The 25421-nt window shown below is 28.2% G+C and carries 24 protein-coding genes; 17 read left to right on the top strand and 7 right to left on the bottom strand.

Annotation, left to right across the window (positions count from 1 at the left end; genetic code table 11):
- Window positions 1-117: 117 nt before the first annotated feature.
- A complete protein-coding gene (locus tag CLSA_RS06210) occupies window positions 118-315 on the bottom strand; it encodes a DUF378 domain-containing protein (protein WP_022744558.1) in 198 nt (65 codons plus the stop codon).
- Between the two features lie 82 nt (window positions 316-397).
- Complete coding sequence (locus CLSA_RS06215) at window positions 398-865, bottom strand: Lrp/AsnC ligand binding domain-containing protein (RefSeq protein ID WP_022744559.1); 468 nt, start codon at window positions 863-865, stop codon at window positions 398-400.
- Window positions 866-1111: 246 nt separating this feature from the next.
- Here CLSA_RS06215 and CLSA_RS06220 point away from each other — a divergent pair, with 246 nt between their 5' ends.
- Window positions 1112-1435: a hypothetical protein gene (locus tag CLSA_RS06220; protein WP_022744560.1), complete on the top strand. Its 324-nt coding sequence runs from the start codon at window positions 1112-1114 to the stop codon at window positions 1433-1435.
- A gap of 24 nt (window positions 1436-1459) precedes the next feature.
- Here CLSA_RS06220 and CLSA_RS06225 read toward each other — a convergent pair whose 3' ends face one another.
- Window positions 1460-2464, bottom strand: a complete 1005-nt coding sequence (locus tag CLSA_RS06225) for a CehA/McbA family metallohydrolase domain-containing protein (RefSeq protein WP_022744561.1) — start codon at window positions 2462-2464, stop codon at window positions 1460-1462.
- Between the two features lie 293 nt (window positions 2465-2757).
- On the opposite strand from CLSA_RS06225, the gene CLSA_RS06230 reads away from it, so the two are divergent.
- The 7 genes from CLSA_RS06230 to CLSA_RS06260 all read left to right on the top strand — a co-directional run bounded on the left by CLSA_RS06230 (window position 2758) and on the right by CLSA_RS06260 (window position 9567).
- Window positions 2758-3258, top strand: a complete 501-nt coding sequence (locus tag CLSA_RS06230; RefSeq protein ID WP_022744562.1) for a gamma carbonic anhydrase family protein — start codon at window positions 2758-2760, stop codon at window positions 3256-3258.
- Window positions 3259-3369: 111 nt separating this feature from the next.
- Window positions 3370-4206 (top strand): CvfB family protein, encoded by an 837-nt coding sequence (locus tag CLSA_RS06235; RefSeq protein WP_022744563.1) that lies wholly within the window; start codon window positions 3370-3372, stop codon window positions 4204-4206.
- Between the two features lie 170 nt (window positions 4207-4376).
- Window positions 4377-6221, top strand: coding sequence for an asparagine synthase (glutamine-hydrolyzing) (gene asnB, locus CLSA_RS06240; RefSeq protein ID WP_022744564.1), 1845 nt, complete (start codon window positions 4377-4379; stop codon window positions 6219-6221).
- Window positions 6222-6443: 222 nt separating this feature from the next.
- Window positions 6444-6863, top strand: a complete 420-nt coding sequence (locus CLSA_RS06245) for a YaaR family protein (protein WP_022744565.1) — start codon at window positions 6444-6446, stop codon at window positions 6861-6863.
- 307 nt (window positions 6864-7170) lie between these two features.
- Window positions 7171-8172: an ABC transporter substrate-binding protein gene (locus tag CLSA_RS06250; protein ID WP_022744566.1), complete on the top strand. Its 1002-nt coding sequence runs from the start codon at window positions 7171-7173 to the stop codon at window positions 8170-8172.
- The gene (locus tag CLSA_RS06255) at window positions 8147-8902 is read left to right on the top strand and encodes an ABC transporter permease (RefSeq protein WP_022744567.1); all 756 of its coding nucleotides are present in this window, start codon (window positions 8147-8149) and stop codon (window positions 8900-8902) included. The genes CLSA_RS06250 and CLSA_RS06255 overlap by 26 nt, the downstream gene beginning before the upstream one ends.
- On the top strand, window positions 8899-9567 hold the full coding sequence (locus CLSA_RS06260; protein ID WP_022744568.1) for an ABC transporter ATP-binding protein: 669 nt from the start codon (window positions 8899-8901) through the stop codon (window positions 9565-9567). The genes CLSA_RS06255 and CLSA_RS06260 overlap by 4 nt, the downstream gene beginning before the upstream one ends.
- A gap of 281 nt (window positions 9568-9848) precedes the next feature.
- On the opposite strand, the gene CLSA_RS06265 is transcribed toward CLSA_RS06260, so the two are convergent.
- Window positions 9849-10103, bottom strand: a complete 255-nt coding sequence (locus CLSA_RS06265) for a hypothetical protein (RefSeq protein WP_041716131.1) — start codon at window positions 10101-10103, stop codon at window positions 9849-9851.
- A 288-nt stretch (window positions 10104-10391) separates the two neighbouring features.
- Between CLSA_RS06265 and trxA the strand changes: the two genes are divergently transcribed.
- Complete coding sequence (gene trxA, locus CLSA_RS06270; RefSeq protein WP_022744570.1) at window positions 10392-10712, top strand: thioredoxin; 321 nt, start codon at window positions 10392-10394, stop codon at window positions 10710-10712.
- A gap of 395 nt (window positions 10713-11107) precedes the next feature.
- Here trxA and CLSA_RS06275 read toward each other — a convergent pair whose 3' ends face one another.
- The 3 genes from CLSA_RS06275 to CLSA_RS06285 form a co-directional block, all read right to left on the bottom strand.
- Window positions 11108-11530, bottom strand: coding sequence for a hypothetical protein (locus CLSA_RS06275; protein WP_041716132.1), 423 nt, complete (start codon window positions 11528-11530; stop codon window positions 11108-11110).
- 306 nt (window positions 11531-11836) lie between these two features.
- On the bottom strand, window positions 11837-12865 hold the full coding sequence (locus CLSA_RS06280; protein ID WP_022744572.1) for a branched-chain amino acid aminotransferase: 1029 nt from the start codon (window positions 12863-12865) through the stop codon (window positions 11837-11839).
- 193 nt (window positions 12866-13058) lie between these two features.
- Window positions 13059-14957 carry an NAD(+) synthase gene (locus CLSA_RS06285; protein WP_022744573.1) on the bottom strand — a complete coding sequence of 633 codons (1899 nt, stop codon included), beginning with the start codon at window positions 14955-14957 and terminating at the stop codon, window positions 13059-13061.
- 354 nt (window positions 14958-15311) lie between these two features.
- Between CLSA_RS06285 and CLSA_RS06290 the strand changes: the two genes are divergently transcribed.
- The 8 genes from CLSA_RS06290 (at window position 15312) to CLSA_RS06325 (ending at window position 25349) form a co-directional block, all read left to right on the top strand.
- The gene (locus CLSA_RS06290) at window positions 15312-15734 is read left to right on the top strand and encodes an NfeD family protein (protein ID WP_022744574.1); all 423 of its coding nucleotides are present in this window, start codon (window positions 15312-15314) and stop codon (window positions 15732-15734) included.
- A gap of 12 nt (window positions 15735-15746) precedes the next feature.
- Window positions 15747-16694, top strand: a complete 948-nt coding sequence (locus tag CLSA_RS06295) for an SPFH domain-containing protein (protein WP_022744575.1) — start codon at window positions 15747-15749, stop codon at window positions 16692-16694.
- 331 nt (window positions 16695-17025) lie between these two features.
- Window positions 17026-17535 (top strand): hypothetical protein, encoded by a 510-nt coding sequence (locus CLSA_RS06300; RefSeq protein ID WP_022744576.1) that lies wholly within the window; start codon window positions 17026-17028, stop codon window positions 17533-17535.
- 218 nt (window positions 17536-17753) lie between these two features.
- Window positions 17754-18596, top strand: coding sequence for an amino acid ABC transporter substrate-binding protein (locus CLSA_RS06305; RefSeq protein ID WP_022744577.1), 843 nt, complete (start codon window positions 17754-17756; stop codon window positions 18594-18596).
- Between the two features lie 54 nt (window positions 18597-18650).
- Entirely contained in the window at window positions 18651-19292 is a 642-nt protein-coding gene (locus CLSA_RS06310) for an amino acid ABC transporter permease (protein WP_022744578.1), read from the top strand.
- Between the two features lie 15 nt (window positions 19293-19307).
- Entirely contained in the window at window positions 19308-19988 is a 681-nt protein-coding gene (locus tag CLSA_RS06315; RefSeq protein ID WP_022744579.1) for an amino acid ABC transporter ATP-binding protein, read from the top strand.
- Between the two features lie 589 nt (window positions 19989-20577).
- Window positions 20578-20745, top strand: coding sequence for a zinc-ribbon domain-containing protein (locus CLSA_RS06320; RefSeq protein WP_022744580.1), 168 nt, complete (start codon window positions 20578-20580; stop codon window positions 20743-20745).
- Between the two features lie 857 nt (window positions 20746-21602).
- Window positions 21603-25349 (top strand): phosphoribosylformylglycinamidine synthase, encoded by a 3747-nt coding sequence (locus tag CLSA_RS06325; protein WP_022744581.1) that lies wholly within the window; start codon window positions 21603-21605, stop codon window positions 25347-25349.
- Window positions 25350-25421: the final 72 nt, after the last annotated feature.

Here is a 25421-nt window from a genome sequence, read left to right on the forward strand (position 1 = left end):
TAAAGTAAAAAAAAAAAATTAATTTTACATTAAAAATTTCTTATAAGGATTTAAATATTAATAAAAAAAGTATCACTCTTTTAAGAAGCGATACTTATTATATGTAAGATTAACAATTTAAGAAGCTCTTTCTTTAGCAAAAAATGAAATTGAATATAAACTTGCAATTCCAACTAATGCATAAATAATTCTAGTTAATGATGAAAAACTTCCGAAAAGAGAACTAACTAAGTTAAATTGAAAGAAACTAATTAATCCCCAATTGACACCACCTATAATCATTAGTAAAAGTGCAATTGAATCTAAAACTTTCATAAAAACACATCCTTCATTTTTATATAAATATAGTATAAGCAGAAAATGTGTTTTTATACTTGCTATTCTTTACAAAATTAATTTATAAAGAAATATTTCTATCTATTGGTTGAGATAAAGAAATGAAAGTATCAGTTCTTTGTATTCCAGTAATTACGTTAATTTTATTTAGTAAAACATCCTGTAAGTCAGATATATTACTACACACAACTTTGGCAAACATAGAAAAACTACCAGTAGTTAAATGTAGTTCAACAACTTCTTTTATTTTAGACATTTCATCAAGTACTGAATTAAAAGAAGAGGCTTTGTCTACATATATACCAACAAAACAACATACATCATATCCTAATTTAGCAAGATTTAAAACGATTCTGGATCCCTTTATTATTCCTAAGTCCTCCATTTTTTTCATTCTAACATGAATAGTACCACCACTAACATGACATATTCTTGCGATTTCTAAATATGGAGTTCTGCAATCCTTTATTAATAATTCTAATATTTGTAAATCTAATTCATCCAAATGAGCATTTGAAACTAAAGCCATTGTATCACCTCTTAATAATTTTGTAGTCCATTTTTTTTATTTTATCAAATATTAAGCTAAAATTAAAGCAAAAACTATAATATTGTAAAAATAAATTTATAATTTTGATATTTTGATAAAAAATTATATGCATATATAATGAAAAATATTTATAATATGTTAAATAATGCTTTGAGAATGCTTGATAATATTATAAATTTAAACTAATATTAATTATATAGACTTTTCGAGGAGGATATGTGACTAATGAGTATTTTATTTACAATTCTTTCATTTATATTAACCCTAGTTATCATATTAGGGATTTATGTATTATGTAGGAAATTTATATTTACTAAGGTACGTATAAACAAGTGGATTCCACTATCTATAGCAATTGTTTTATTTATTGCTCAAATGTTTTTACCTACAAATAATGTATATGTTAGATATATATTACCACTATTTCCTGTTTTATTTTTCTTATGGTTTATGGATATTATGCAAACAGGTAAGGCTAAAAAGAACGAAAAACAAATTATAATTAAACCTAAAGCTAAACCAAATAGAGTAAGAAATAAAAATAAGTAGAAGTCGGATTAAAAACCGACTTCTTTATTCTCTAAAGATAGGGGAACTTATGGCGATTTTATGATTGTCAAGAATTACTTTAATCACGTACCAATGTTCATTTGGTGATGGTTCATGATTATACAGATATTTTATTCTATCTAAATTTAAATCACATATTTTTTTTATTGCGGTTCCTCCAGCAGAAATAATATGAATTTCTGATATTTTATGAACAGAATCGTGAACAAAAATTGAAAATTGTAAGTATTCATTATTAAAAGGTATTATGTTTCCCATAAAATTATCATTTATAGTAAAGTACATAGATAATGTACTAGATTCAGTGGAATAAGTTCGACGATTTCTAAATGCATTAATTAACGAATTAATTGTAAGTTCAGTATCAACTACACAGGTTAAATTTTCATCGTCACCAAAATTCAACCTATGATTATCTTGGCCATTTATGGCACCTAATTTCCATCCATTATCAAGTAAAAAATAATAATATTTTTCATATCGTACATATTTATTTGGATGTGAACCATTTCCAACTTCTATAGATGTTATCAATTTATTTAATATAGGATTGTATTCTAAGTTTTCTATTTGTTTATGAGGATGATTAATCGATATAAAGGCGGAAGGATTATTGAGCATCCATAAAGTGAGTAATTGGAAGTTGTTTACAGTTCCGGTGAAAAATCTATTAGGATTTACTATGTTGATGTCACCAAAAGGATTAGTTTTACTTTCAAATCCTATTATTGCTAAAAAGTTATCATGTTTTTTATTATAACGTGATGCTAGGTATTTAGCAGCTTCCCATTTACTCAATTCATTTCCTTTTACTCTAACTGGCTTAGTTAAATAATTATTGTGATCTGTTAAAATTAAAAAATTAAGACCGTTATGCCTTGCATAATCAAAGGCTTCCATAGGAGTACCCTTTCCAGTTGAGAAAGCACAATGTGCATGAGGGATACCATAGTAGAATTTTAAATCGTTCAAATTAAACTTATTCGTAGTTGATTTCTTTTTACCCAATACTATAACCTCTAAAAATTATTTATAATATATAATATTAGGTAAGAACATAAAATAATGACAACAAGTCTATGTAATGATAAAATAACTTTAGTATTTAGGCACATTCAAAAAATGCGAAGCATTTTGATTAATGATGAATATGAATAATTAAGGAAAAAATCTTATTGGATTTTAAATTAAAGTGCTTGCACTTAATAAATTTAAATTTTGCAAAGGAAAACATTCTTAAATCATTCATCATTAATCATTCATTTATTTTGTTTCACAAAATATTAAGTGAGGTGGAAAATATGATAAAAAGCTTTATGAATAAGAAACCTACATTGGAAGAAGAGATTTATGTTTCTGAAACTGCAGTTATTATTGGAGATGTAACATTGAGGAAAAAATCAAATGTTTGGTTTGGGGCAGTTATTAGAGGAGATGAAGAAAGTATAGTTATAGGAGAGAGGACTAATATTCAGGAAAATTCAGTATTACATGTTGATAAAACAAATAATATAGAAATTGGAGCGGGATGTACTATTGGACACGGAGCAATAATTCATGGATGTAAAATAGGCAGCAATACTTTAATCGGAATGGGTGCGATAATACTAAATGGAGCTAAAATAGGTAATAATACTATTGTGGGGGCAGGAAGTTTAGTTACTCAAAATAAGGAATTTGATGATGGAGTTTTAATTATAGGGAATCCTGCAAGAGCAGTTAGAAAACTAACAGAAGAAGAAATAAAAGGTAACAGAAATGCATGTTTAAGTTATATAGAATTAAGCAATGAACTTAGATAATAAACAATTACTTAAGATGAGTAAATATCTATAGAATGCATAAAACATGTATTTTTAATTATAATAGATTAAAATTAATGAAGCAGAAATAGCTGATGGAGGAAATGAAAAATGATAATACTTGGAGAATACGCTAATTTAAAAGTGAGTAAAAAGGTTGATTTTGGATACTATCTTGAGGATAAATTTGGAGATGAAGTACTACTTCCTAATAGTGATGTGAAAAATCATGACATTAAGGAAGGAGATAAGTTAGAGGTATTTATATATAGAGATTCTAAAGATAGAATGATTTCAACATTGAAGAAACCATACATAACTGTGGGCCAAATTGGTTATTTAGAAGTTGTAAGTCAAAGAGAAATAGGAGCTTTTGTAGATATCGGACTTGGTAGGGATCTTTTTATTCCTCTAAAAGAACAAAGTTTCAAACTTAAAGATGGAAAGAAATATTTATTTTATATGTATACAGATAAAACTGATAGATTAGCTGGAACAACAAAAATAGATTCTTATTTAGATTTAGCTGAAGAAGGCAAGTACAAAGTCTCAGATGAAGTTAAAGCAATAGTTTATGATACATGTGAAAATGGAACATTGAATGTTGCGATAGACGGTAAATACAGAGGATTGATATTGGCTAATGAGCATTTTGATTACATATATCCAGGTCAAGAAATAGAGGTTAGAGTTAAAAGAATCTATGAAGATGGAACTCTTGGAGTTACTACAAGAAAAAAGAGACTTGATGCAAGAGAAGAGTTGAGTCAAAAAATTCTTCAATATTTAAAAGAAAATGGAGGATTTATGCCATTTAATGATAAGTCATCATCAGAGGATATAAAGGCGGAATTTAATACAAGTAAGAACTACTTTAAAATGACTCTTGGTGGCTTAATGAAACAAAAATTAATAATTCAAGATAAAGAAGGAACAAGACTTCTTTAAGGCACATCCCAATTATATCAAATGAAAATTTTAGTAATTCAGCAATTGTTTATAGTTAAAAAGATTAATATTTACGATAGATATATATATTATTTTTAAGTCACAAATTTGCACAAACTAAAAATATAATCATATTTTAATAATGTAAATACTAATAGAGGGTGAAATGAATGTGTGGCATTGCTGGATTAGTAAATTTTAAGCAGGACATAGTTCAAGATAAAGATATATTGAAAAAGATGGTAAAAACATTAGAGAGAAGAGGTCCTGATGCACAGGGATTTTACATTTCTCCAAATGTTTTATTAGGTCATAGAAGATTGATAGTAGTAGACCCAAAAGGTGGTTTGCAGCCTATGACAAAGACTTTTGAGGGGAAAAAATATACGTTAGTTTATAATGGCGAACTTTATAATACAGAAGATTTAAGGAAAGATTTAATTAAAGCAGGATTTGCTTTTGATTCTTATTCTGATACTGAAGTTTTACTTACTTCGTATATATGCTGGGGAAAAGATTGTATTAATAAGTTGATTGGAATATTCGCATTTGCAGTTTTTGATGAAGGAAAAAATGAAGTGTTTTTAGCTAGGGATCAAATGGGAGTAAAACCTTTATTTTATACTATATGTGATAATACATTAGTATTTGGCTCTGAAATTAAGACTATACTAGCTAATCCTAAAGTAAAAAGAGAAGTTGATAGAGAAGGATTAACAGAAGTTTTTGGACTTGGACCAGCAGTAATACCAGGAAGTGCAATATTCAAAAATATAAAAGAGGTTGCGCCTGCTAATTGTCTTTTAATTTCTAGTGATAACAGTATTAAAAAATGGGAATATTGGACTGTAGAAGCGAAAGAATTTAAAGAAACACCAGAAGAAGCTATAGCACATACTAGAGAATTACTAGTTGATGCAATAACAAGGCAACTTGTTGGAGATGTACCAGTTTGTACATTTTTATCAGGAGGATTAGATTCATCAGCTATTTCAGCTATAGCTGCTAATGAATTTAAAAATAGAGGAAAGAAACTTACAACTTATTCAATAGATTACGAGGATAATGATAAATATTTTAAATCTTCATTGTTTCAACCTACATCTGATGAATTCTACGCAGAAGAAATGGCAAAATTCATTGGAAGTAATCATAAAAAAGTAGTTTTAAATCATACTGATTTAGCATTGGCTTTAAGGGACGCTGTTATTGCAAGGGATTTGCCTGGTATGGCAGATATTGATTCATCATTACTTTTATTTTGTAAAGAAATTCGTAAAGATTTTGTAGTTGGTCTTTCAGGAGAATGCGCAGATGAAATTTTTGGTGGATATCCATGGTTTACAAGAGATGAAATGTTTTATCTAGATACTTTTCCTTGGTCAAGATTTGTTAATGATAGAAAAGCTATAGTAAATGAAAACTTGAAAAGTATGCCAATAGAAGAATTGGTTAGAACTCAATATGAGAAATCTTTAAGTAAAGTTCCACATCTTGATGATGAAAGTAAAAGAGATTATAGAATGAGGGAAGTATCATATTTGAACTTAAAATGGTTTATGGTAAACCTTCTTAATAGGAAAGATAGAGTCAGTATGACTAACAGCTTAGAGGTAAGAGTTCCTTTTGCAGATATTAGATTAGTTGATTATGCTTTTAATTTACCAGCTGAAGTAAAATTATATAAAGGAAGAGAAAAAGGATTATTAAGAGCAGCTCTTGAAGGTATATTACCAAAAGAAATAGTTTATAGAAAAAAGAGTCCATATCCAAAAACTCATAATCCAATATATACTGATATAGTCTGCAAGATGTTAACTGATATTTTAGATAAGAAATCATCGCCAATACATGAAATAATCGATGATAAAGTTGTTAAAGAAATTGTAAGAACTAGAGGTGAATCATATAAGTCACCTTGGTATGGACAATTAATGACAGGTCCTCAATTACTTGCATATTTAATTCAGGTAAATACTTGGCTTGAAGAATATAATATTAATCTATTACTTTAAAATTATTAATTGCAATTAAAATATTATTGAATAAAACTGATTTATGTTGAATGCAAAACATAAATCAGTTTTATAGTTTACAAAACACAAAATTTAATAGTAAGCTTTTATAATTGAAACATTCGTAATTTAAATTTTAAACATGGAAAGATTCATAATTGAGTAGAGAATAAAAAAGAAATTTGCTATAATTTATTTATATTAAGAAAGGATTGAGTGGAGATGGAAATTGGTAGAGTACGAAGAGGAACCGTAACGTCTGAAAGAAAGATTGTTTCAGAAAAAAAAGATTTTTCGCAAAGTTTTAGTCAAGAAAGACACAAAAAATCAGAGGAACAATTGAATAAGATGATTGAAGACATAAAAAAAAGAGGTAGCAGACTTATAACAACTAAAACATATGTTGATGTAGTTATGTATAAAAAGATGATAAAAGAGTACTTAGAATCAATATTAAAGTTTATGTATGAAACTAAAAAGGATATTAGTTTTTGGCAAACTCAATATTTTATTACTGTAGATAGTATTGATGCTAGATTGGAAGAATTAACTCAATCACTACTTTCTGATGAGAAGGATAATATTAATATTGCATCTAAAATAGATGAAATTCAAGGTATGATTGTCGATATATATAGATAATAAAAATAAATTTATACTTGTACATAAAAATAAAAGAAATGGGATGCATATATTATTATATGTATCCTATTTCTTTTGGAGAATATTTTGATATATTATTGTGAGAGAATAAGATTATTTTATGTTTAATTTTGTGTATTTTTACAAAGTGTAAGCTATATTTTTAGGTTTTATGTATTATTATTCCATTATGTATAAAGCCTAAGAATCTTTATTATTTTTTGAATATGATTTATCGTTATGATATTATAAGTTGGTAGAAAATAATAATAGAAGATTTAATTTATATATATGAAGGGAGATAAAAATGAAAAAGAAATTGTCATTGCTTTTAATTATGTTATTTGCAATTTTAACTTTTGCAGGTTGTGGAAACAATACTGCACAGAATGAAACTTCTAATAAAGAAAGTACAGAAACTAAGGAAGTCAGCGTTGTAATCCCAGATGGACTTCCAGCTATATCAATAGCTAAACTTATAAAGGAAAAGCCAGAGATTAAAAAAGGATATAGTGTTAATTATACTATAGAACAAAATTCAGATAGTTTATCTACAAGTGTAATGAAGGGTGAGCCAGATATAGCAATTGTTCCTTCTAATTTAGCGGCTACTGCGTATAATAAGAATAAGCAATATAAAATAGCGGGAACTGTTGGATGGGGATCTTTTTATATTGGAACAACTAAAGAAAATCAAAATATTGAAGATTTAAAAGGAAAAGAGATTTATAACATAGGTAAGGGATTAACTCCAGATATAATTGCTAAAACTATACTTAAGGATAAAGGAATTAATGTTGATAAGGATGTTACTTTTAGTTACGTAGAAGGAGTAAATGAATTAGCACCAATTATTTTATCTGGAAAAACAGATTATGCAGTTATACCAGAACCAGCATTATCTACAGTTCAAGCAAAAAATTCAAATTTCAAAACAATGTTAGATTTAAATGAGGAATGGAAAAAAATAAATAATTCAGAATATGGATATCCACAATCAACAATAATTGTGAAGAGTGATTTGTATGATAAGGATAAGGATTTTGTTGACCAGGTTTTAAATCAAATTAAAATAAGTACAGAGTGGGCATATAATAATAAAGAAACTTTAGGAGATTACTGTGAAGAAATAGGAGTTTCAGCTAAAAAGCCTGTAATAATGAAATCTATAGATAAATCAAATATAAAATATGTTCCAATTAAAGAATCATATAAGGAATATAAAACGTATTTTGAAAAGCTAAATTCATTTGATCCTAAAACAATAGGAGGAAGTTTACCTGATGATGAAATATTCATGGAAAAGTAGAGTATATATCTTAATATCATGCTTATTTTTTATAGCATTATGGCAAGTAAGTGCAATAATAATTGATAATGATATATACATTCCAAGAATACAACAGGTAATTAAATCTATTGTAGAGATTGTTAATGAACCAGATTTCTTTAAAATAGTATTAAGTAGTTTTTATAGAACTGCTATTAGCTATATTTTAGCTTTAGGATGTTCTATGATTTTAGGGGTACTCTCAGTAGTGTATCCCTTTTTTAAGTATTTATTAAGCCCTTTAAATTCTTTTGTTAAAACAATACCAACGATGGTACTTGTTGTTTTAGCTTTGGTTTGGTTTACTAAAGATAGTGCACCATTTGTAGTTGGGTTTGCTATTACGTTTCCTATTCTTTATGAAGGTGTAAGAAATAGCATTATGCAAATTGATAAAAAATTAATAGATATGACCGAAATTTATGAAGTTGAATTAATAGATAAAATAAAAAAAATATATTTTCCGGTTATGAAATTTTATTTTATGAGTATTTTTGTATCGACATTTTCTTTGACATTTAAGGTGGTAATTGCTGGAGAAATACATGGTCAACCTAAATTTGGGATAGGAACTCATATACAATTAGAAAAGGTTAATTTTAATGTATCTGGGATTTTTGCATGGATTATAATTATTATGTTTATATCATTAATATTTGAGTTGATAAATAGGTTTTTACAAAAAAAGATATATAGGTGGAATAAATGAAAATAGATATTAACAATTTAAATAAATCTTATGGAAATGAAAACATTTTTAGAAACTTTAATTTAGAATTTAATGATGAAAAGGTAAATTGTATAGTTGGGCAATCTGGATGTGGTAAGAGTACACTTTTGAATATTATAGCAGGATTGGAAGAAATAGATGCTGGCGATATAAGTGGATATTTGAAAAGAGATATAAGTTATATATTTCAAGAGGACAGATTGATAGAATGGCTGACTGTTAAGGAAAATTTAGAACTTACATTAAAAAAGTATTTTGATAAAAATTTATTAGAAAAAGAAATAGAAAAAATATTAAGCTTAGTAGGTATAAACAATATTAAAAATAAATATCCAAATGCATTAAGTGGTGGAATGAGGCAAAGAGTTAATATAGCACGAGCTTTTGGAAAACCTTCTAAAATAATTTTAATGGATGAACCATTTAAATCTTTAGACTATAAGTTGAAGTATACAATAATAGATGAATTTAAGACTATATTAGAGAGAAAAAAAAGAATGGTCATTTTAGTAACGCACGATGTAGATGAAGCTATATATTTCCAGGGAAATGTTATAATATTTGGTAGTAAACCCGTAGAAATCAGAGGAGTATTTAATAAAGAATTATATAAACATAAAGATGAAATTTTAAAATTAATATAACTATAGATGAATAACTTATAACTTAAACTTATGTGATGACTTACCGAAAGAAGCTGTATTCTTTTTCTCGGTTGCTATATAATTTGGCTGTGGATTTCTACCAGTCGAAGTTGCACCTATTCATGCATGTTCCTCAAGCAAATTGATGACAAGCATGAATGGAACAACTTCGGCTGAAGAAATGCCTACAGCTCAATTATAAATGCAATACTCCGAAAAAGAATACAGCTTCTTTCTAATATAGAATATATTGCAAAGTTTAAGCATAATTATTAGTTTGTTTATCCATATATATATATTTTGCTTCCAACTAAGATAAAAAAAAATCCTGCTAACATGAAGCTTGAAATACTTAGCAATTTTTTATTGTCATTTAATAAATTAATGCCAAGGAAAGTATTACAAAGCCCTAAACATATAAAAATAAACGGGAAACAGTCATTAGGATTTGAGTTACTTTCTATTAAATTTAATGATAAAATAGGCAATGTTATAGCTAAAATAAAATTAATTATATAAAAAGTTTTTTTGATCAATATTACACCACCTTACAAATGGAAAATTATGTATCGCAATATTTAAATTATATACAAGCTAATTAAATTTTATTCCTAAAAAGAAAGAATTTTAATATTAGGCGCACTAAAATTATATGGGGGAATGCAAGCTGACATGAGAAGATATATATTTAGTGTATTATTAATATTGAACAAAAATTAGAACAAATGAATACCTTAATACATAAGGAGAAAAAATTGTATATAGAATTGTAATTTGAAATTTTATTGATTAAAAGAAAAAAATTAATAATGGAAGGTGTGTTCATGATTACAAATATAAATGATGAAAATTTTCAAAAGGAAGTTTTAGAAGAAGAAAAATTAGTTTTAGTAGATTTTTCGGCATGGTGGTGTGGTCCTTGTAAAATGGTAGCACCTATACTAGAGAGAATATCAAATGAAAATTGTAATATAAAGATTACTACTATTGATGTTGATAGAAGTCCAGTTGCTTCAATAAGATATCAAGTACAAAGCATTCCTGCAATTAAGTTTTTTAAAAATGGAGAAGTTGTAGATGAAATAATAGGATTTGCACCAAGAAAACAAATTGAAGAAGTTATAAATAAAAATTTATATAATTAATATTTGCTAAAAATTATATAAAGGCATATTTAAATGTGAATGGATAATAAAAATAAATTTTCAAGGAAATATTAAAATTTATTAATACAGTATTATATGTAAATTAAAATATAAAATAAATAGTTATCTTAAAATTTTTATTTTCAATAAATTTTAAGCATATGAAAAACAACAAGTCCCAAATGTTATGATTATCTTTCATTAGGCAAGGAAGCAGATTTGATTCATAGCAGTTCTATTAGAGCAATCTGATGATGAGCAGAGAACTTAAATCTATGATTTGATGATGGCCGCTTATTCTGTCAGTGTATGCGCATCAAGCATTTTATGATGGAAAATAATCATGATAGATGGACTTGTTATTGATTTTAACTTAAGAAAACTATACTTGATTTTTAAATCTTTTTTAGAGAATTAAGTTTGGAAATTTTCTCATATATAGTGTACATGTCAATATTAGAATTGTTTGTAGAATCATTAAGTTTATTTGTTAATGCATTCTTTTCAGAAGTAGAATCATTTAAAATATCTTCGTTAGAATTAGAAGTTATTGTTTTACAACATTTCTGATTATGAAGTTTTATTTCATCATCTATATTGTTTGAGATTACAGGTGAGAATGTTTTTGAATCAGAATGTTGTGTTTTATTGGATTTAAGAGAGTTTAAAGTGTTTTTAAAGGAGTTAGAGTTATTAGTTTTTTTGGTAGAGGCAATATACGTATTATTAGTATATGGTCTTTTAGTTATATTATTATTTGTACTAATTGCAGTTATAATGCAATTGTTATTTGAAACTAAGTTGATTTTATTAGACATACATATTCCTCCTTTAGATATGAACACAATATTTATAATTTGAGCTATTAGGCATATTATAAAAATAATCATGATATTTTGGACTTGTTATTTTCTTTAATGTGCCTTATTTATATAATCGAAATGTTATTGGAAAAGTTTACTGAATATTAAGATAATTTTGGATTTAATATATAATATTACTAAAGAAAGATTTGAATGCGTCATTAAGATTATTTTTTATAAAGATTTAAAATAGATATGTGCAATAATAAATAGAGAAAAGTACATATTGAAATGTCTTTTCTCTATTTATTGTTAAATTTATTATTTTACTTCATAAATCCAACCTTCTGGAGCTTCTACATCACCAAGTTGAATTCCGTAAAGAATATCATATAATTTTTTTATAGTAGGACCTACTTCAGTTTCACTATGGAATACATGTCTTTTACCTTCATAATCAATGGCACCGATTGGTGTTATTACAGCAGCAGTACCACAAGCACCTGCTTCTTTGAATTCATCTAAATTATCAACAAAGACCTCTCTTTCATATACTGGCATCTTTAAGTAATGTTCAGCAATATAAAGTAAAGAATATTTAGTTATACTTGGTAAAATTGAAGATGATTTTGGTGTAACAAATTCATTATTCTTAGTTATTCCAATAAAGTTTGCTGCTCCAACTTCATCAATTTTTGTATGAGTTGCAGGATCTAAATAAATACAATCTGCATATCCATCTTTAGCAGCTTTTGCGTGAGCTTGTAATGATGCAGCATAGTTACCTCCAACTTTTTGTTTACCAGTTCCGTGAGGTGCAGCTCTATCATATTCATCTTGAACAATAAACTTACAAGGTTTTAAACCACCAGAGAAATAAGGTCCAACTGGCATACAAAATACTGTAAATATATATTCAGGTGCAGGTTTAACTCCTATATTATGTCCAACACCCATAATGATAGGTCTAATATATAAAGTAGCACCAGTACCATAAGGTGGAACATAGTCTATATTAGCTTTTACAACTTGCATAATAGCATCGATAAATTTTTCTTCAGGTACATGTGGCATAAGAAGTTTGTCACAGCTATCATTCATACGAGCTGCATTTCTATCTGGTCTGAATAATTGTACTTTTCCTTCTTTTGTTCTATAAGCTTTTAAACCTTCAAAAGAACTTTGACCATAATGAAGGACGGTAGAAGCCTCGCTTATATGAAGCATATTGTCTTCAGTAAGTTTTCCTTCATCCCATTTTCCATCTTTCCAAACTGAAATATAACGAAAATCTGTTTTGATATAATCAAATCCTAATTTACTCCAGTCTATATCTGTTTTTTTCCCCATTTTATATTCCTCCACATCTATATTGGCTTATTGCCATTGTTTATTAATAACATATATTTTAGCACTACTAAAAAAAAAATTCCACAATTCAATAAAAAAGGTGGAACTTTTTTAGTAAAAGTGTAAATTTTTATAAATAAGCCTAAAGCATTAGCAATAATTTAAAATTTTTTAATAGGCTGATATTAAAAAATTAATTCCAAGGCACAGCATCGGATGGCATGCGCCAATCACCTCTTGGGCTTAAAGAAATGCTACCTACTTTAGGACCATCAGGAAGAGCGCTTCTTTTAAATTGTTGAGTAAAAAATCTATACATGAATTTATCTAACCATTTTTTAATTTCTTCTTCGCTATAATCATTTTTAAATGCTGTTTTAGCTAAGAAAAAGATTCTTTCTTTTGTAGATCCGTGTTTTATAAAATGGTACAAGAAGAAATCATGAAGTTCATAAGGGCCAACTATATCTTCGGTCTTTTGAGTTATTTCACCATTTTTATCTTTAGGTAATAATTCAGGGCTAACAGGTGTATCTAATATATCCATAAGAGTATGGCTAACAATTTCATTAGATTCATTTTGAGCCACGTATTTAACCAAATATCTAACTAGTGTTTTTGGAATTGAAGGATTTACAGAATACATTGACATATGGTCTCCATTATAAGTACACCAACCAAGTGCAAGTTCTGATAAATCACCAGTACCAATTAAAAGGCCTCTTTCTTTATTTGCAATGTCCATTAAAATTTGAGTTCTTTCTCTAGCTTGAACATTTTCGTAGGTAACATCATGTATTTCCTTATCATGACCTATATCTTCAAAATGTTGAAGAGATGCTTTGACAATATTTATTTCTCTAAGATCAGTTCCGAGTTCTCTGCATAAATCTAGAGCATTATTATAAGTCCTATCAGTAGTACCAAATCCAGGCATAGTTATAGTTACGATGTTCTTTTTATCTAAATTCAGAAGCTCAAAAGTTTTAACAATTACAAGAAGAGCTAAAGTAGAATCTAATCCACCTGAAATTCCAATCACCGCTTTTTGGGATTTTGTATGTTCTAGCCTTTTGGCTAAGCTTGAAGCTTGTATATTGAAAATTTCTTTACAACGCATTTCTCTTTCTTTTTCAATGCTAGGAACAAATGGATGTCTATCGATAAATCTATCAAAACTTTTTAATGAAGTATTACTAAACTCAAATTCGATTAAATGTGGTTTTTTATGTATCATTTTAGAAGAATCTCTAAAGCTAAGATTTTTCATTCTCTCAGATTTTAATTTAAATACATCGACTTCAGAATAAATGACTTCATTATCTCTTTGAAATCTTTTATTTTCTTTTAATAAAGAACCATTTTCACTTATTAATAGATGTCCGCTAAATAAAACGTCAGTTGTAGATTCATGAACTCCAGCAGAAGCATAAATATAACTGCACATAGTTCGAGCACTTTGATTTGCGATAAGGTTTTTTCTATAATCCATCTTACTTACTAATTCGTTAGAGGCTGATAAGTTACCAATTATATGAGCACCCATAAGAGAAAGGTAAGAGCTTGGTGGGATTGCTACCCATAAGTCTTCACAGATTTCAACTCCAAAATTAGCTACATTAGAAGAGAAAATTAAATTTGTACCAAATGGAATGTTTTTTTGATAAGGTAAATCAATTATATCATTTTCTATAGAGATTCCTTCAGTAAACCATCTTTTTTCATAAAATTCGCTATAGTTAGGAATATAAGATTTTGGGACTATTCCTAAAATAGATCCTTTGAATAAAAGAAAAGCACAATTATATAAAACGCTATTTGAAATAAGTGGAGCACCGATTGCAATTAGCATATCATCATCTTTACTGGCAGATAATATTTCCTTGATTCCATATAATGATTTGTTTAATAGATATTCTTGTAAAAACAAATCACCACAAGTATAAGATGTAACGCATAGTTCTGGAAAAACTATAAATTTACTTCCTTTATTTTTTGCATCATTTATACATTTAATTATATTGTCAACATTATAATCAACATCACTAACCCTAGTTTTGGGACAGGCAGCCGCTACTTTAATAAAGTCCATATAATCACTCCTTCTAGCAATAAATTCTTAAATTACGATTTTAAAATTTTTTATACATAATTTACTTTTACTTGGTGAAATAAATTTATTTAAACTAACTATTATAATTTAGTTATGTATAACATTGATAATTTTGGTATGCTTTTTCACTTTATAGTAATCTTTTTCTTTATTATCGTCAAGATTTAGATATTTTTATGTATAGTAATAACATATATTTATAGAAATTGGATTTGGAATAATTTTAAAATAAATAAGATACATTTGAAAATTATATATGTAATAAAATTAATTAGAATTAATACTAAAAAAAGCAATATGAGAATATTATTACTGATAGGGGGAGGCGATAATATGAATTTGCTTGTATTTTGGTTAATTATTGTAATTTGTACATTTGTTATAGATATATTAACCAGTAACTTTTGTTTTGTGTTATTTTCTATAGGTGCTATAGTAGCAGCTATATGTGGAATATTTGGAATGTCATTTATGATGCAAATAATAATTTTTGCAATAATAAGTATCGTGGCATTAATAATAGGATATCCAATACTGAAGAATAAAAATATACGTATGTGTAAAAAAACATTACTTATGGAAGAAACTTATATTGGAAAAGTAATGAAGAGTGAAAATGAAATTTCTGATAAAGCTCAGATTAAAGTTAATGGAGAATATTGGACTGCAATAAATGAAGGGGAGGTAATACATCCAGGTGAAAAATTTGTTATTACAGGGATTGAAGGTATTAAACTAAAAATAAAAAAAGCATAGGGGGAGTTGGAAATGGCTTTACTAGTAATACTAGGAGTACTATTAATATTGATATTAATAGTAGTGTTATCGTCAATTAAAATTGTAAATACAGGATATTTATATGTAGTAGAAAGGTTTGGGCAATTTGATAGGATTTTGGAGCCAGGATGGCATTTTATATTACCATTTGTAGATTTTGTGAGAAGAAGAGTATCAACAAAACAACAAATACTAGATGTGCCACCACAATCAGTTATAACTAAAGATAATGTTAAAATTTCTGTTGATAATGTTATTTTTTATAAATTGTTAAATCCAAGAGATGCTGTTTATAATATAGAGGATTTTAAATCGGGAATAGTATACTCTTCAACAACAAATATGAGAAATATAATTGGAAACATGACATTGGATGAAGTATTGTCAGGAAGAGACAAAATAAATTTAGATCTTTTAAGTATTATAGATGAAGTTACTGATGCTTATGGTATAAAAATACTTTCTGTAGAGATTAAAAATATAATACCACCGGCTGAAATTCAACAAGCTATGGAAAAACAAATGAGGGCTGAAAGAGATAAGAGAGCTATGATTCTTCAGGCGGAAGGATTGAGGCAATCGCAAATTGAAAAAGCAGAGGGTGAAAAACAGTCTCAAATCTTAAAAGCAGAAGCAGAAAAGCAGGCAAATATAAGAAGAGCTGAAGGATTAAAGGAATCTCAATTATTAGAAGCAGAAGGTAAAGCTAAAGCAATAGAACAAATTGCTATTGCAGAAGCTGAAGCTATTAGGAAAGTAAATACCGCCATTATAGAATCTGGTACTGATGAGCGAGTTATTGCATTAAAACAAATTGAAGCGCTTAAGGAAATGGCGAACAGTCCTGCTAATAAGCTTATATTACCAAATGAGACATTGTCATCACTAGGAAATATAGCTGCAATAGCGGATACATTAAAAGGCGTTATAAACAAATAAATATAAGAAAAATAATTAAGCAACAAATAGATAAATATAGCTATTTGTTGTTTTTGTTCATATTTAGAAATAAAAAATAACTTTAATGAAAGATTTAATTAAGGAGCATGAAAATAAATAACAAGTCAAATTTGCTGTGAATCGCTTACTCAGTGAGCAAATTCAAGTCGAGATTTCTATGATAAAAAATAGACAGGTAAATGGATTTGTTATTTTCTGAATGTTACTAAGAGAATTTGTGATAAAACTTGCTTTGTTTAGCTGTGTTGAAATAGTGAAAAAAAAGTATTAATATATACTTATCAGTATAAAAAACAGCTGAGGTGAAAAAATGAAGAAAAAAAACATAGTTAGTATATTAATGTGCATGGTATTATCTTTTTCTTTATTTGGATGTAGTTTTAAAGATGATTATATAATTCAAACAAAAGAAAATACTGATGAAAAACCATCAGGTGATAAAGTCAACGAAGTATTTAATTCAGAAAAAATGAAAGATCTAATGGATAAGTTGAAATCTACGCCTAAAAAGATTTCGGACAAGGCAGATGAAGTTGACAGTGATACTACAAGAATGATGAATGAATTAAATGATAAGGCTGATGAATTAACTGATGCAATAAATGATGCTGATGTTGATGGGAAAAGTGAGGATATAAAAGCTAAATTTGATGACATATCGGATGAACTTGATAAAGTAAATGAAAAAGTTAATGATGCAAAGGAAAAATCAGATAGTTTTGAAAATCCTGTTGATGAAACTAAAATTACTGATACAGTAGATGAATTTACATCTCATATGAATAACTTAGAAAATGCATTAAATAGAGTAGGAAAATAACATAATAAAGATTAAATTCAGAATTAATATGTATTTGTTAGACTTTTTTTAGACGAGGATGAGAAAAAACAATATATAATTTATAGATTATATATTGTTTTTTCTCAATTTAATTTAGTAGGTGAAATACATGAAAGAAAACAGAAAAAATGCTTGATTCTTTTACTTTAGTATGATAAAGTAGTGAATAGAAAAAGCGATGCAAAGGGGAAATAATTATGAAGATAAATAAATTACTTAAAAAGTTAGCTATTGTTGGAGTTGTAGTTACTTTAGGAACAAGTTTAGTAGCATGTGGTGGAAATTCAGCTGCAAATAAATCGGGTAATTCTAAAGCAGAAGCAAGTACATTAGATAAAGATGAATTGGTAATAGGTTTAGATGATACATTTGTACCAATGGGATTTAAAGATGATAGTGGAGAATTAGTTGGATTTGATGTTGACCTTGCAAAAGCAGTTGGTGAGAAGCTTAATAAAAAAATTAAATTTCAAGCTATTGACTGGAGTATGAAGGAAAGTGAACTTAAGAATGGAAATATAGATTTAATATGGAACGGATATTCAATTAATGATGAAAGAAAAGAAAAAGTTGATTTTTCAAAGCCATATTTGAATAATACACAAGTAATAGTAACTTTAGCTGATTCTTCTATAAATACTAAAGAAGATTTAGCAGGGAAAAAAGTTGGAGCACAAGATCAATCTACTGCAGTAGATGCTGTTGAAAATGATAAAGATAACATAATGTCAAAATTTAATGGTGGAAATCTTGTTACATTTGCAGATAATAATGATGCTTTAATGGATCTAGAAGCAAAAAGATTAGATGCCATTGTTGTAGATGAAATCTTAGCTAGATATTATATAAAAGCAAGAGGCGAAGAAAAGTATAAAATATTGAAAGATAACTTTGGTCAAGAGCAATATGGTGTGGGAATAAGAAAAGGCGATACTAAGTTTGTAGATGCATTTAATAATGCTTTAGATCAAGTTATTGCAGATGGTAAAGCAGCAGAAATATCAAAAAAATGGTTTGGACAAGATATTGTTATTAAATAATATCTTAGGATAATAGATGTGGTTTTTTTGGAACAATAAAGAGGAGGAATAACTTTGAGTTATATTTTAGAATTAATGCCTCAAGTATTAGAGGGGCTTAAGGTAACATTAGAAATTTTTGCATTAACATTAACACTATCGATTCCACTTGGAATACTTGTAGCGGTAATGAGAGTTTCGAAATCTCTAATGCTAAGTAAAATAAGTGGGGTATATGTACTTATAATGAGAGGAACTCCGTTATTGTTACAAATCATTGTTATATTTTTTGGATTGCCTATAGTTGGAATTACCTTTGATAGATTTCCAGCAGCAATTTTAGCTTTTACTTTAAATTATGGAGCGTATTTTGGCGAAATATTTAGAGCAGGAATAATGTCTATTGATAATGGTCAAATAGAAGGAGCGCAGGTTTTAGGATTAACTACTAAAGATACATTTTTTAGAATAATACTTCCACAGGCATTTAAAAGAGTACTTCCACCTGTTGCAAATGAAATAACTACTTTAGTAAAAGATACATCTTTGGTTTATGTATTGGGATTAGATGAATTACTTAAGCTTGGAAAAATTGCAGCAAATAGAGATGTTTCATTGATGCCACTTGTAATAGTTGGTGCGGTATATTTAATAGTAATAGCAGTTTTAAGTCAGATATTAAAAAGAGTGGAACAGAAGTATAATTACTATGAATAAATTGGAGGAACATAAATGCTTAAGGTTAGAGGAATAAAAAAGAAATTTAAAAATATAGAAGTTTTAAAAGGTGTAGACCTTGAAGTAAGAACTGGAGAAATTTTAGTTGTTGTTGGGCAATCTGGTGGAGGAAAAACTACATTACTTAGGTGTGTAAATGCATTAGAACATTGTGATGAAGGCGATATAGAAATTAACGATAAGTTATTATGCAAAAATGGAAAATATGTGGATAAAAAGGAGCTTAAAGAAATAAGAAAAGATGTAGGTTTTGTATTTCAAAATTATAATTTATTTCCGCATATGACTGTGCTGGAAAATTTAATAGAAGCACCTCAAAGAGTATTAGGATGTTCAAAAGAGCAAGCTGTGAAAAAAGCAGAAGAAACTCTTGGTTTTTTAGGATTAGTAGATAAAAAAGGAAATTATCCTTTTGAATTATCAGGAGGTCAAAAACAAAGAGTTGCAATTGGAAGAGCACTTGTATTGGAACCAAAGATAATGTGCTTTGATGAGCCGACATCGGCGTTAGATCCAGGATTGACGGAAGAAGTAGCTAATTTAATAAAAAGTCTCAGTGAAAAGGGCATGAGTATGATGATTATAACTCACGATATGAACTTTGCAAAAAAGATAGCTGATAGAATAGTTTCTATGAATAAAGGACAACTTCAAGAAGGGATAATTTTTGAATAATATTATGAGGGTGAAAATAAATAACACGTCCAATTTGCTATGTATATTATTCATTAGGTAAGGCGAGGAAGTGCCTTCATAGCGAGTTCATTAAGTCAATTTACTGACATATCATAATTGGAAATAGGCAGACAGATTGATTTGTTATTTATTTGAAGATGTTTTATAGATAAAAACTTTAATAGAACAAGCACTTGATTTTATAAAATATAAAAGTTGAATAAATGCTTTAGATACAAAACAATAAATTCAGCATTTTAATGTTTAATCAATAAGTGTTTGTTCTATTGTTATTTTTACAATATATGATAATGAGGTATTGATTGCGTTATAGAAGATTATAAAATGCTAAATTCGAAAAAAAGTTAAAAAAATTTAAAAATTATATACTTTTTTTAATTAATTTTAAAATGAGAAGGTTTAAAATTATAAAATTTTTATTATGATTTGTGTTGAATTATAGAATAAAGTGTGGTATTCTTAAAGAGTAAGATAATTCAAGATTTAATCAATACTGTACATTCGCCTCTGTTTCAGAGATTGGGTCTAGTATCGGGTTATGTCTTTGGAAAAAGGGAGGATTTTTATAATGGAAGATAGAACTTTAGTATGTAAAGATTGTGGAAAGGAATTCATTTTCACAGTTGGAGAACAAGAATTCTACAAAGAAAAAGGATTTGACAACGATCCAGTTAGATGTCCAGATTGTAGAAGAGCTAGAAAGCAACAAAGAAACAATAGAAACTTCGACAGATAGTAGACTATAGGGCCATAAGATATTCTTATGGCCCTTTCTTTTTATATAAATTTAATTGGAGTGAGCTTAATTATGTATAAATAATTAAGTTTGATTTTTCTGTTTTGATTCTGCTATTAGATATGGTGTCTTCTGTGATTGTTGTTTTTTACAACGGCACTTAGTGAACTAAAATATTTATAGAGTTAATTATGATTAAAAGATTACTATAAGAGTTAAACTTTATACTTTTATAGTAATTTTTTTTTGTAGTAATTGTTAAGTTATTGGTAATACTAGTTCTATGATTAGTATTGGATTGTTATATTTTGTTAAGGCACAATCAAAAAAATAATAGACCAGTATACGTGTATATTTCGCGTCATACTGCGTCGGCAAATTCTGCTAATAGACCCGCTATGAGCAGAATTCGCCTCCTTGTGTGACGCGAAATATTCTACGAATCTTTGGTCTATTATTTTTTTTCGTGTGCCTAAGCTGCAAAAATTACTATTATATTGAGACAATGTTTTTATTACATTGCAGAAACATATATATCATAAATAAATTTAATCTTGTTAATTTATATAAAAAAATACTTGTGGTTTTTAAGTTCTAGAAAAATCATAAGTCGGTTATTGTTGGCGATAATTAAAAGAAAAATTAAATATACGAATTATGTTATTAAAAAAACGAGATTAAGTTCGGTAAAATAAAGAAATAAAGAAAAAACAATATGAATTTAGTTGACAATGTACGTGTTAGATGATAATCTTAGAATATAGATACGAAAGTTAATGAAGTGTAACGAATAAATATTCGCTATTACAATGATGTAATGATTAAGCTAAATCTCATGATATTTTGGAGGAATTAAGATGTTAGATATTAGAAGCGTATTCGTTGAAAAGAAAAAAGGATTTAATGTTGAGGCTCAAAGTTTATTAAATGATTTTAAAGAAAACTTAGGAGTGATCGGCTTAGAAGATATAAGAATTGTTAATAAGTATATTATTTCAGATATATCCGAAGAGTATTACAAGAAAGCATTACATACAATTTTTTCTGAAGCAACAGTAGATATAGTTTACGAATCAAAATTACCAACTAATGAAGGAGAAGTAGCTTTTGGTGTAGAATATTTACCAGGTCAATACGATCAAAGAGCAGATTCAGCGTCTGAGTGTTTAGCTCTTTTAACAGCAAAAGATAAAGTTGAAATAAAAACAGCTAAAATAGTAGTATTAAAAGGAAACATTTCACAAAGTGATATTGAAAAAATTAAGAGTTATTACATAAATCCAGTTGATTCAAGAGAAGTAGATATAGATAGCAAAGATTTATCATCAATATCAAACATGCCTAAAGATGTTCTAATCTTAGAGGGATTCACAAAAAAAGCATTGGAAGAATTAAAAGATTTTCACAGTGAACAAGGATTAGCGATGAGTATTGATGATCTTGTCATGATACAAGATTATTTTAAGAAAGAAGAAAGAGATCCAAGTATAACTGAAATTAAAGTAATAGATACATATTGGTCAGATCATTGTAGACACACAACTTTTTCAACTATATTAGAAGATGTACAAATTGAAAATAGTGTATTTACAGAACCGATAAAGAAAAGTTATGAAGCATACATAAAATCAAGAGAATATGTTTATGAAGATAAAGAAAAGAATAAAACTTTAATGGATATGGCTGTAATAGCTATGAAGGAACTTAGAAAAAGAGGAAAACTTGAAGATTTAGATATCTCAGAAGAAATAAACGCTTGTTCTATTAATGTAAAAGTTGAAACCAATAATGGTATTGAAGATTACTTAGTAATGTTTAAAAATGAAACTCATAATCATCCAACTGAAATTGAACCTTTTGGTGGAGCAGCAACTTGTCTTGGAGGAGCTATAAGAGATCCATTATCAGGAAGAACTTATGTATACCAAGCGATGAGAGTTACAGGGGCAGCAGATCCAACAGTACCAGTTAAAGATACCTTAAAAGGAAAGCTCCCTCAAAGAAAAATAACATTAGGAGCAGCTCATGGTTATAGCTCATATGGTAACCAAATTGGTCTTGCAACAGGAGAAGTAAGAGAAGTATATCATCCAAATTATGCAGCTAAGAGAATGGAAGTAGGAGCAGTTATTGCAGCAGCACCAAAGGAAAATGTAGTAAGAGAAGAACCTGTATTAGGCGATGTAATTATCTTACTTGGTGGAAGAACAGGAAGAGATGGTGTTGGTGGAGCAACAGGTTCATCTAAAGAACACACTGTAGATTCAATAAATGAATGTGGAGCAGAAGTTCAAAAAGGTAATGCACCTACTGAAAGAAAACTTCAAAGATTATTCAGAAATTCAAAAGTAGCTAAAATGATTAAGAGATGTAATGATTTTGGTGCAGGTGGGGTTTCAGTTGCAATTGGAGAACTTTGCAGAGGTTTAGATATAGATTTAGATAAAGTGCCAAAGAAATATGAAGGTTTAGATGGAACAGAACTTGCAGTTTCAGAATCGCAAGAAAGAATGGCCGTGGTTGTAACTAAGGAAAATGCAGATGAATTTATAAGACTTTCAAATGAAGAAAACTTAGAGGCTAATTTAGTTGCACATGTTACAGATACTGATAGATTAAGATTATTCTGGAGAGGAAAGAACATCGTTGATTTAAAGAGAACTTTCTTAGATACAAATGGGGCTACTCAAAAAACTAAGGTAGTTGTTGAATCACCAAAAGCTTATCCATATACAGTAGCAGAGATAAATGTTAAGGAAGAATGGATTAATACATTAAAGAATTTAAATGTTTCTTCACAACAAGGATTATCTGAAAGATTTGATGCAACAATTGGCGGTGGAACAGTGCTTATGCCATTTGGAGGTAAATATGCAAAGACACCAGCAGAAGGCATGGCAGCCAAAATACCTGTACTTGGCGGAGAAAGTAAGGATGCTACAATAATGACATTTGGATTCAATCCAAATCTTGGTATGTGGAGTCCATATCACATGGCATATTATTCAGTAGTTGAATCTGTAACTAAGCTTACAGCTATGGGAGGAGATTACAGAAAAGCAAGATTAACTTTCCAAGAATATTTTGAAAAGTTAGGCGTTGATCCTAAGAGATGGGGAAAACCATTTGCAGCATTACTTGGAGCTTATGAAGTTCAAATGGAACTTGGAATTCCAGCAATAGGTGGTAAGGATTCTATGTCAGGAAGTTTTGGGGATTTAGATGTACCTCCAACACTAGTATCTTTTGCAGTAGGAGTTGAAAAGGCTGGTAAGATAATATCACCAGAATTTAAGAAAAATGATTCTACTTTAGTCTTATTGCAAACTGAAAAATTAGAAAATGGAACAATTGATATTGATAAGTTTAAGAACAATTTAGAAACTTTATATAGATTAATCCAAGAAGAGAAGGTAATATCAGCATCATCAATTAAGTTTGGTGGAGTTGCAGAAGCAATTACTAAGATGACACTTGGAAACAGAATCGGAGCAGAAATTGAAAATGTAACAAAAGAAGATTTATTCGGATTAAATTATGGAAGCTTAGTAGTAGAAGTTAAGAATGCGGTAAATGTAGAAGAAACATTTAAGGACTGTTTATACAAAGTAATAGGTAAAACAACAGCTTCTGCTCAAATAACATCAAAGCAATTTGATTTGAATTTAAATATTGAAGAATTAGAAAATGTCTATGAAGAAAAATTAAACAAAGTATTTGGAATAAAAACACCTGATACAGGTAAAAAAATAGAAACACCTTTAACAGAAGTGAAGATTTGGAAGTTACCTAAAATTAAAGCGTCGAAGCCAAAGGTTGTAATTCCAATATTCCCAGGAAATAACTGTGAATATGATTGCGCTAGAGCTTTTGAAAAAGAAGGCGCAGAGGTTTCACAAGTAGTATTTAGAAATATTACTAAAGAAGCGTTAAATGAGTCTATAGACAGGTTAGCAAATGAAATTAATAGTGCTCAAATACTTATGATTCCAGGTGGTTTCTCAGCAGGTGATGAACCAGATGGTTCTGGTAAATTTATTGCAAATGCTCTTAGAAATAAAAAAATAAGTAACGCAGTAATGAAACTTCTTAAGAATAGAGATGGATTAGCATTAGGTATTTGTAATGGCTTCCAAGCGCTAATTAAATTAGGATTAGTACCATATGGGGAAATAGTTGATATAAAAGAGGATATGGCAACATTAACTTATAACAATATTAACAGACATATGTCTTCGATAATAAGAACAAGAGTTACTTCAAATAAATCACCTTGGTTTAGTGAAGTAAAAGCTGGAGATATACATTCAGTTGCAATTTCACATGGTGAAGGTAGATTTGTTGCACCAGAAAGCTTAATTAAAGAATTAATAGATAATGGTCAAGTAGCGACTCAATATGTTGATTTTGATGGAAATGTATCATTAGATATGCCATTTAATCCAAATGGTTCAATGTATGGAATAGAGGGAATTACAAGCCCAGATGGAAGAGTGTTAGGTAAGATGGCTCACTCAGAAAGAATTGGAGAAAATGTTTATAGGAATATTCCGGGAGATTTTGATCAAAAGATTTTTAAAGCTGGAGTTGAATACTTCAAATAAACCAATGAAAAATTCAAGATATTCTGTAGAGCATATCATAAAATTCTAAGAATATAAGAATATTTATTCTTC

Source organism: Clostridium saccharobutylicum DSM 13864, from assembly GCF_000473995.1.
Classification (GTDB): domain Bacteria; phylum Bacillota; class Clostridia; order Clostridiales; family Clostridiaceae; genus Clostridium; species Clostridium saccharobutylicum.

Excerpts from the sequence above, each read along its gene's own strand:
- CLSA_RS06210 (WP_022744558.1), bottom strand. The coding sequence starts at position 315 with ATGAAAGTTTTAGATTCAATTGCACTTTTACTAATGATTATAGGTGGT.
- CLSA_RS06215 (WP_022744559.1), bottom strand. The coding sequence starts at position 865 with ATGGCTTTAGTTTCAAATGCTCATTTGGATGAATTAGATTTACAAATA.
- CLSA_RS06220 (WP_022744560.1), top strand. The coding sequence starts at position 1,112 with ATGAGTATTTTATTTACAATTCTTTCATTTATATTAACCCTAGTTATC.
- CLSA_RS06230 (WP_022744562.1), top strand. The coding sequence starts at position 2,758 with ATGATAAAAAGCTTTATGAATAAGAAACCTACATTGGAAGAAGAGATT.
- CLSA_RS06235 (WP_022744563.1), top strand. The coding sequence starts at position 3,370 with ATGATAATACTTGGAGAATACGCTAATTTAAAAGTGAGTAAAAAGGTT.
- asnB (WP_022744564.1), top strand. The coding sequence starts at position 4,377 with ATGTGTGGCATTGCTGGATTAGTAAATTTTAAGCAGGACATAGTTCAA.
- CLSA_RS06245 (WP_022744565.1), top strand. The coding sequence starts at position 6,444 with ATGGAAATTGGTAGAGTACGAAGAGGAACCGTAACGTCTGAAAGAAAG.
- CLSA_RS06250 (WP_022744566.1), top strand. The coding sequence starts at position 7,171 with ATGAAAAAGAAATTGTCATTGCTTTTAATTATGTTATTTGCAATTTTA.
- CLSA_RS06255 (WP_022744567.1), top strand. The coding sequence starts at position 8,147 with ATGATGAAATATTCATGGAAAAGTAGAGTATATATCTTAATATCATGC.
- CLSA_RS06260 (WP_022744568.1), top strand. The coding sequence starts at position 8,899 with ATGAAAATAGATATTAACAATTTAAATAAATCTTATGGAAATGAAAAC.
- trxA (WP_022744570.1), top strand. The coding sequence starts at position 10,392 with ATGATTACAAATATAAATGATGAAAATTTTCAAAAGGAAGTTTTAGAA.
- CLSA_RS06275 (WP_041716132.1), bottom strand. The coding sequence starts at position 11,530 with ATGTCTAATAAAATCAACTTAGTTTCAAATAACAATTGCATTATAACT.
- CLSA_RS06280 (WP_022744572.1), bottom strand. The coding sequence starts at position 12,865 with ATGGGGAAAAAAACAGATATAGACTGGAGTAAATTAGGATTTGATTAT.
- CLSA_RS06285 (WP_022744573.1), bottom strand. The coding sequence starts at position 14,957 with ATGGACTTTATTAAAGTAGCGGCTGCCTGTCCCAAAACTAGGGTTAGT.
- CLSA_RS06290 (WP_022744574.1), top strand. The coding sequence starts at position 15,312 with ATGAATTTGCTTGTATTTTGGTTAATTATTGTAATTTGTACATTTGTT.
- CLSA_RS06295 (WP_022744575.1), top strand. The coding sequence starts at position 15,747 with ATGGCTTTACTAGTAATACTAGGAGTACTATTAATATTGATATTAATA.
- CLSA_RS06300 (WP_022744576.1), top strand. The coding sequence starts at position 17,026 with ATGAAGAAAAAAAACATAGTTAGTATATTAATGTGCATGGTATTATCT.
- CLSA_RS06305 (WP_022744577.1), top strand. The coding sequence starts at position 17,754 with ATGAAGATAAATAAATTACTTAAAAAGTTAGCTATTGTTGGAGTTGTA.
- CLSA_RS06315 (WP_022744579.1), top strand. The coding sequence starts at position 19,308 with ATGCTTAAGGTTAGAGGAATAAAAAAGAAATTTAAAAATATAGAAGTT.
- CLSA_RS06320 (WP_022744580.1), top strand. The coding sequence starts at position 20,578 with ATGGAAGATAGAACTTTAGTATGTAAAGATTGTGGAAAGGAATTCATT.
- CLSA_RS06325 (WP_022744581.1), top strand. The coding sequence starts at position 21,603 with ATGTTAGATATTAGAAGCGTATTCGTTGAAAAGAAAAAAGGATTTAAT.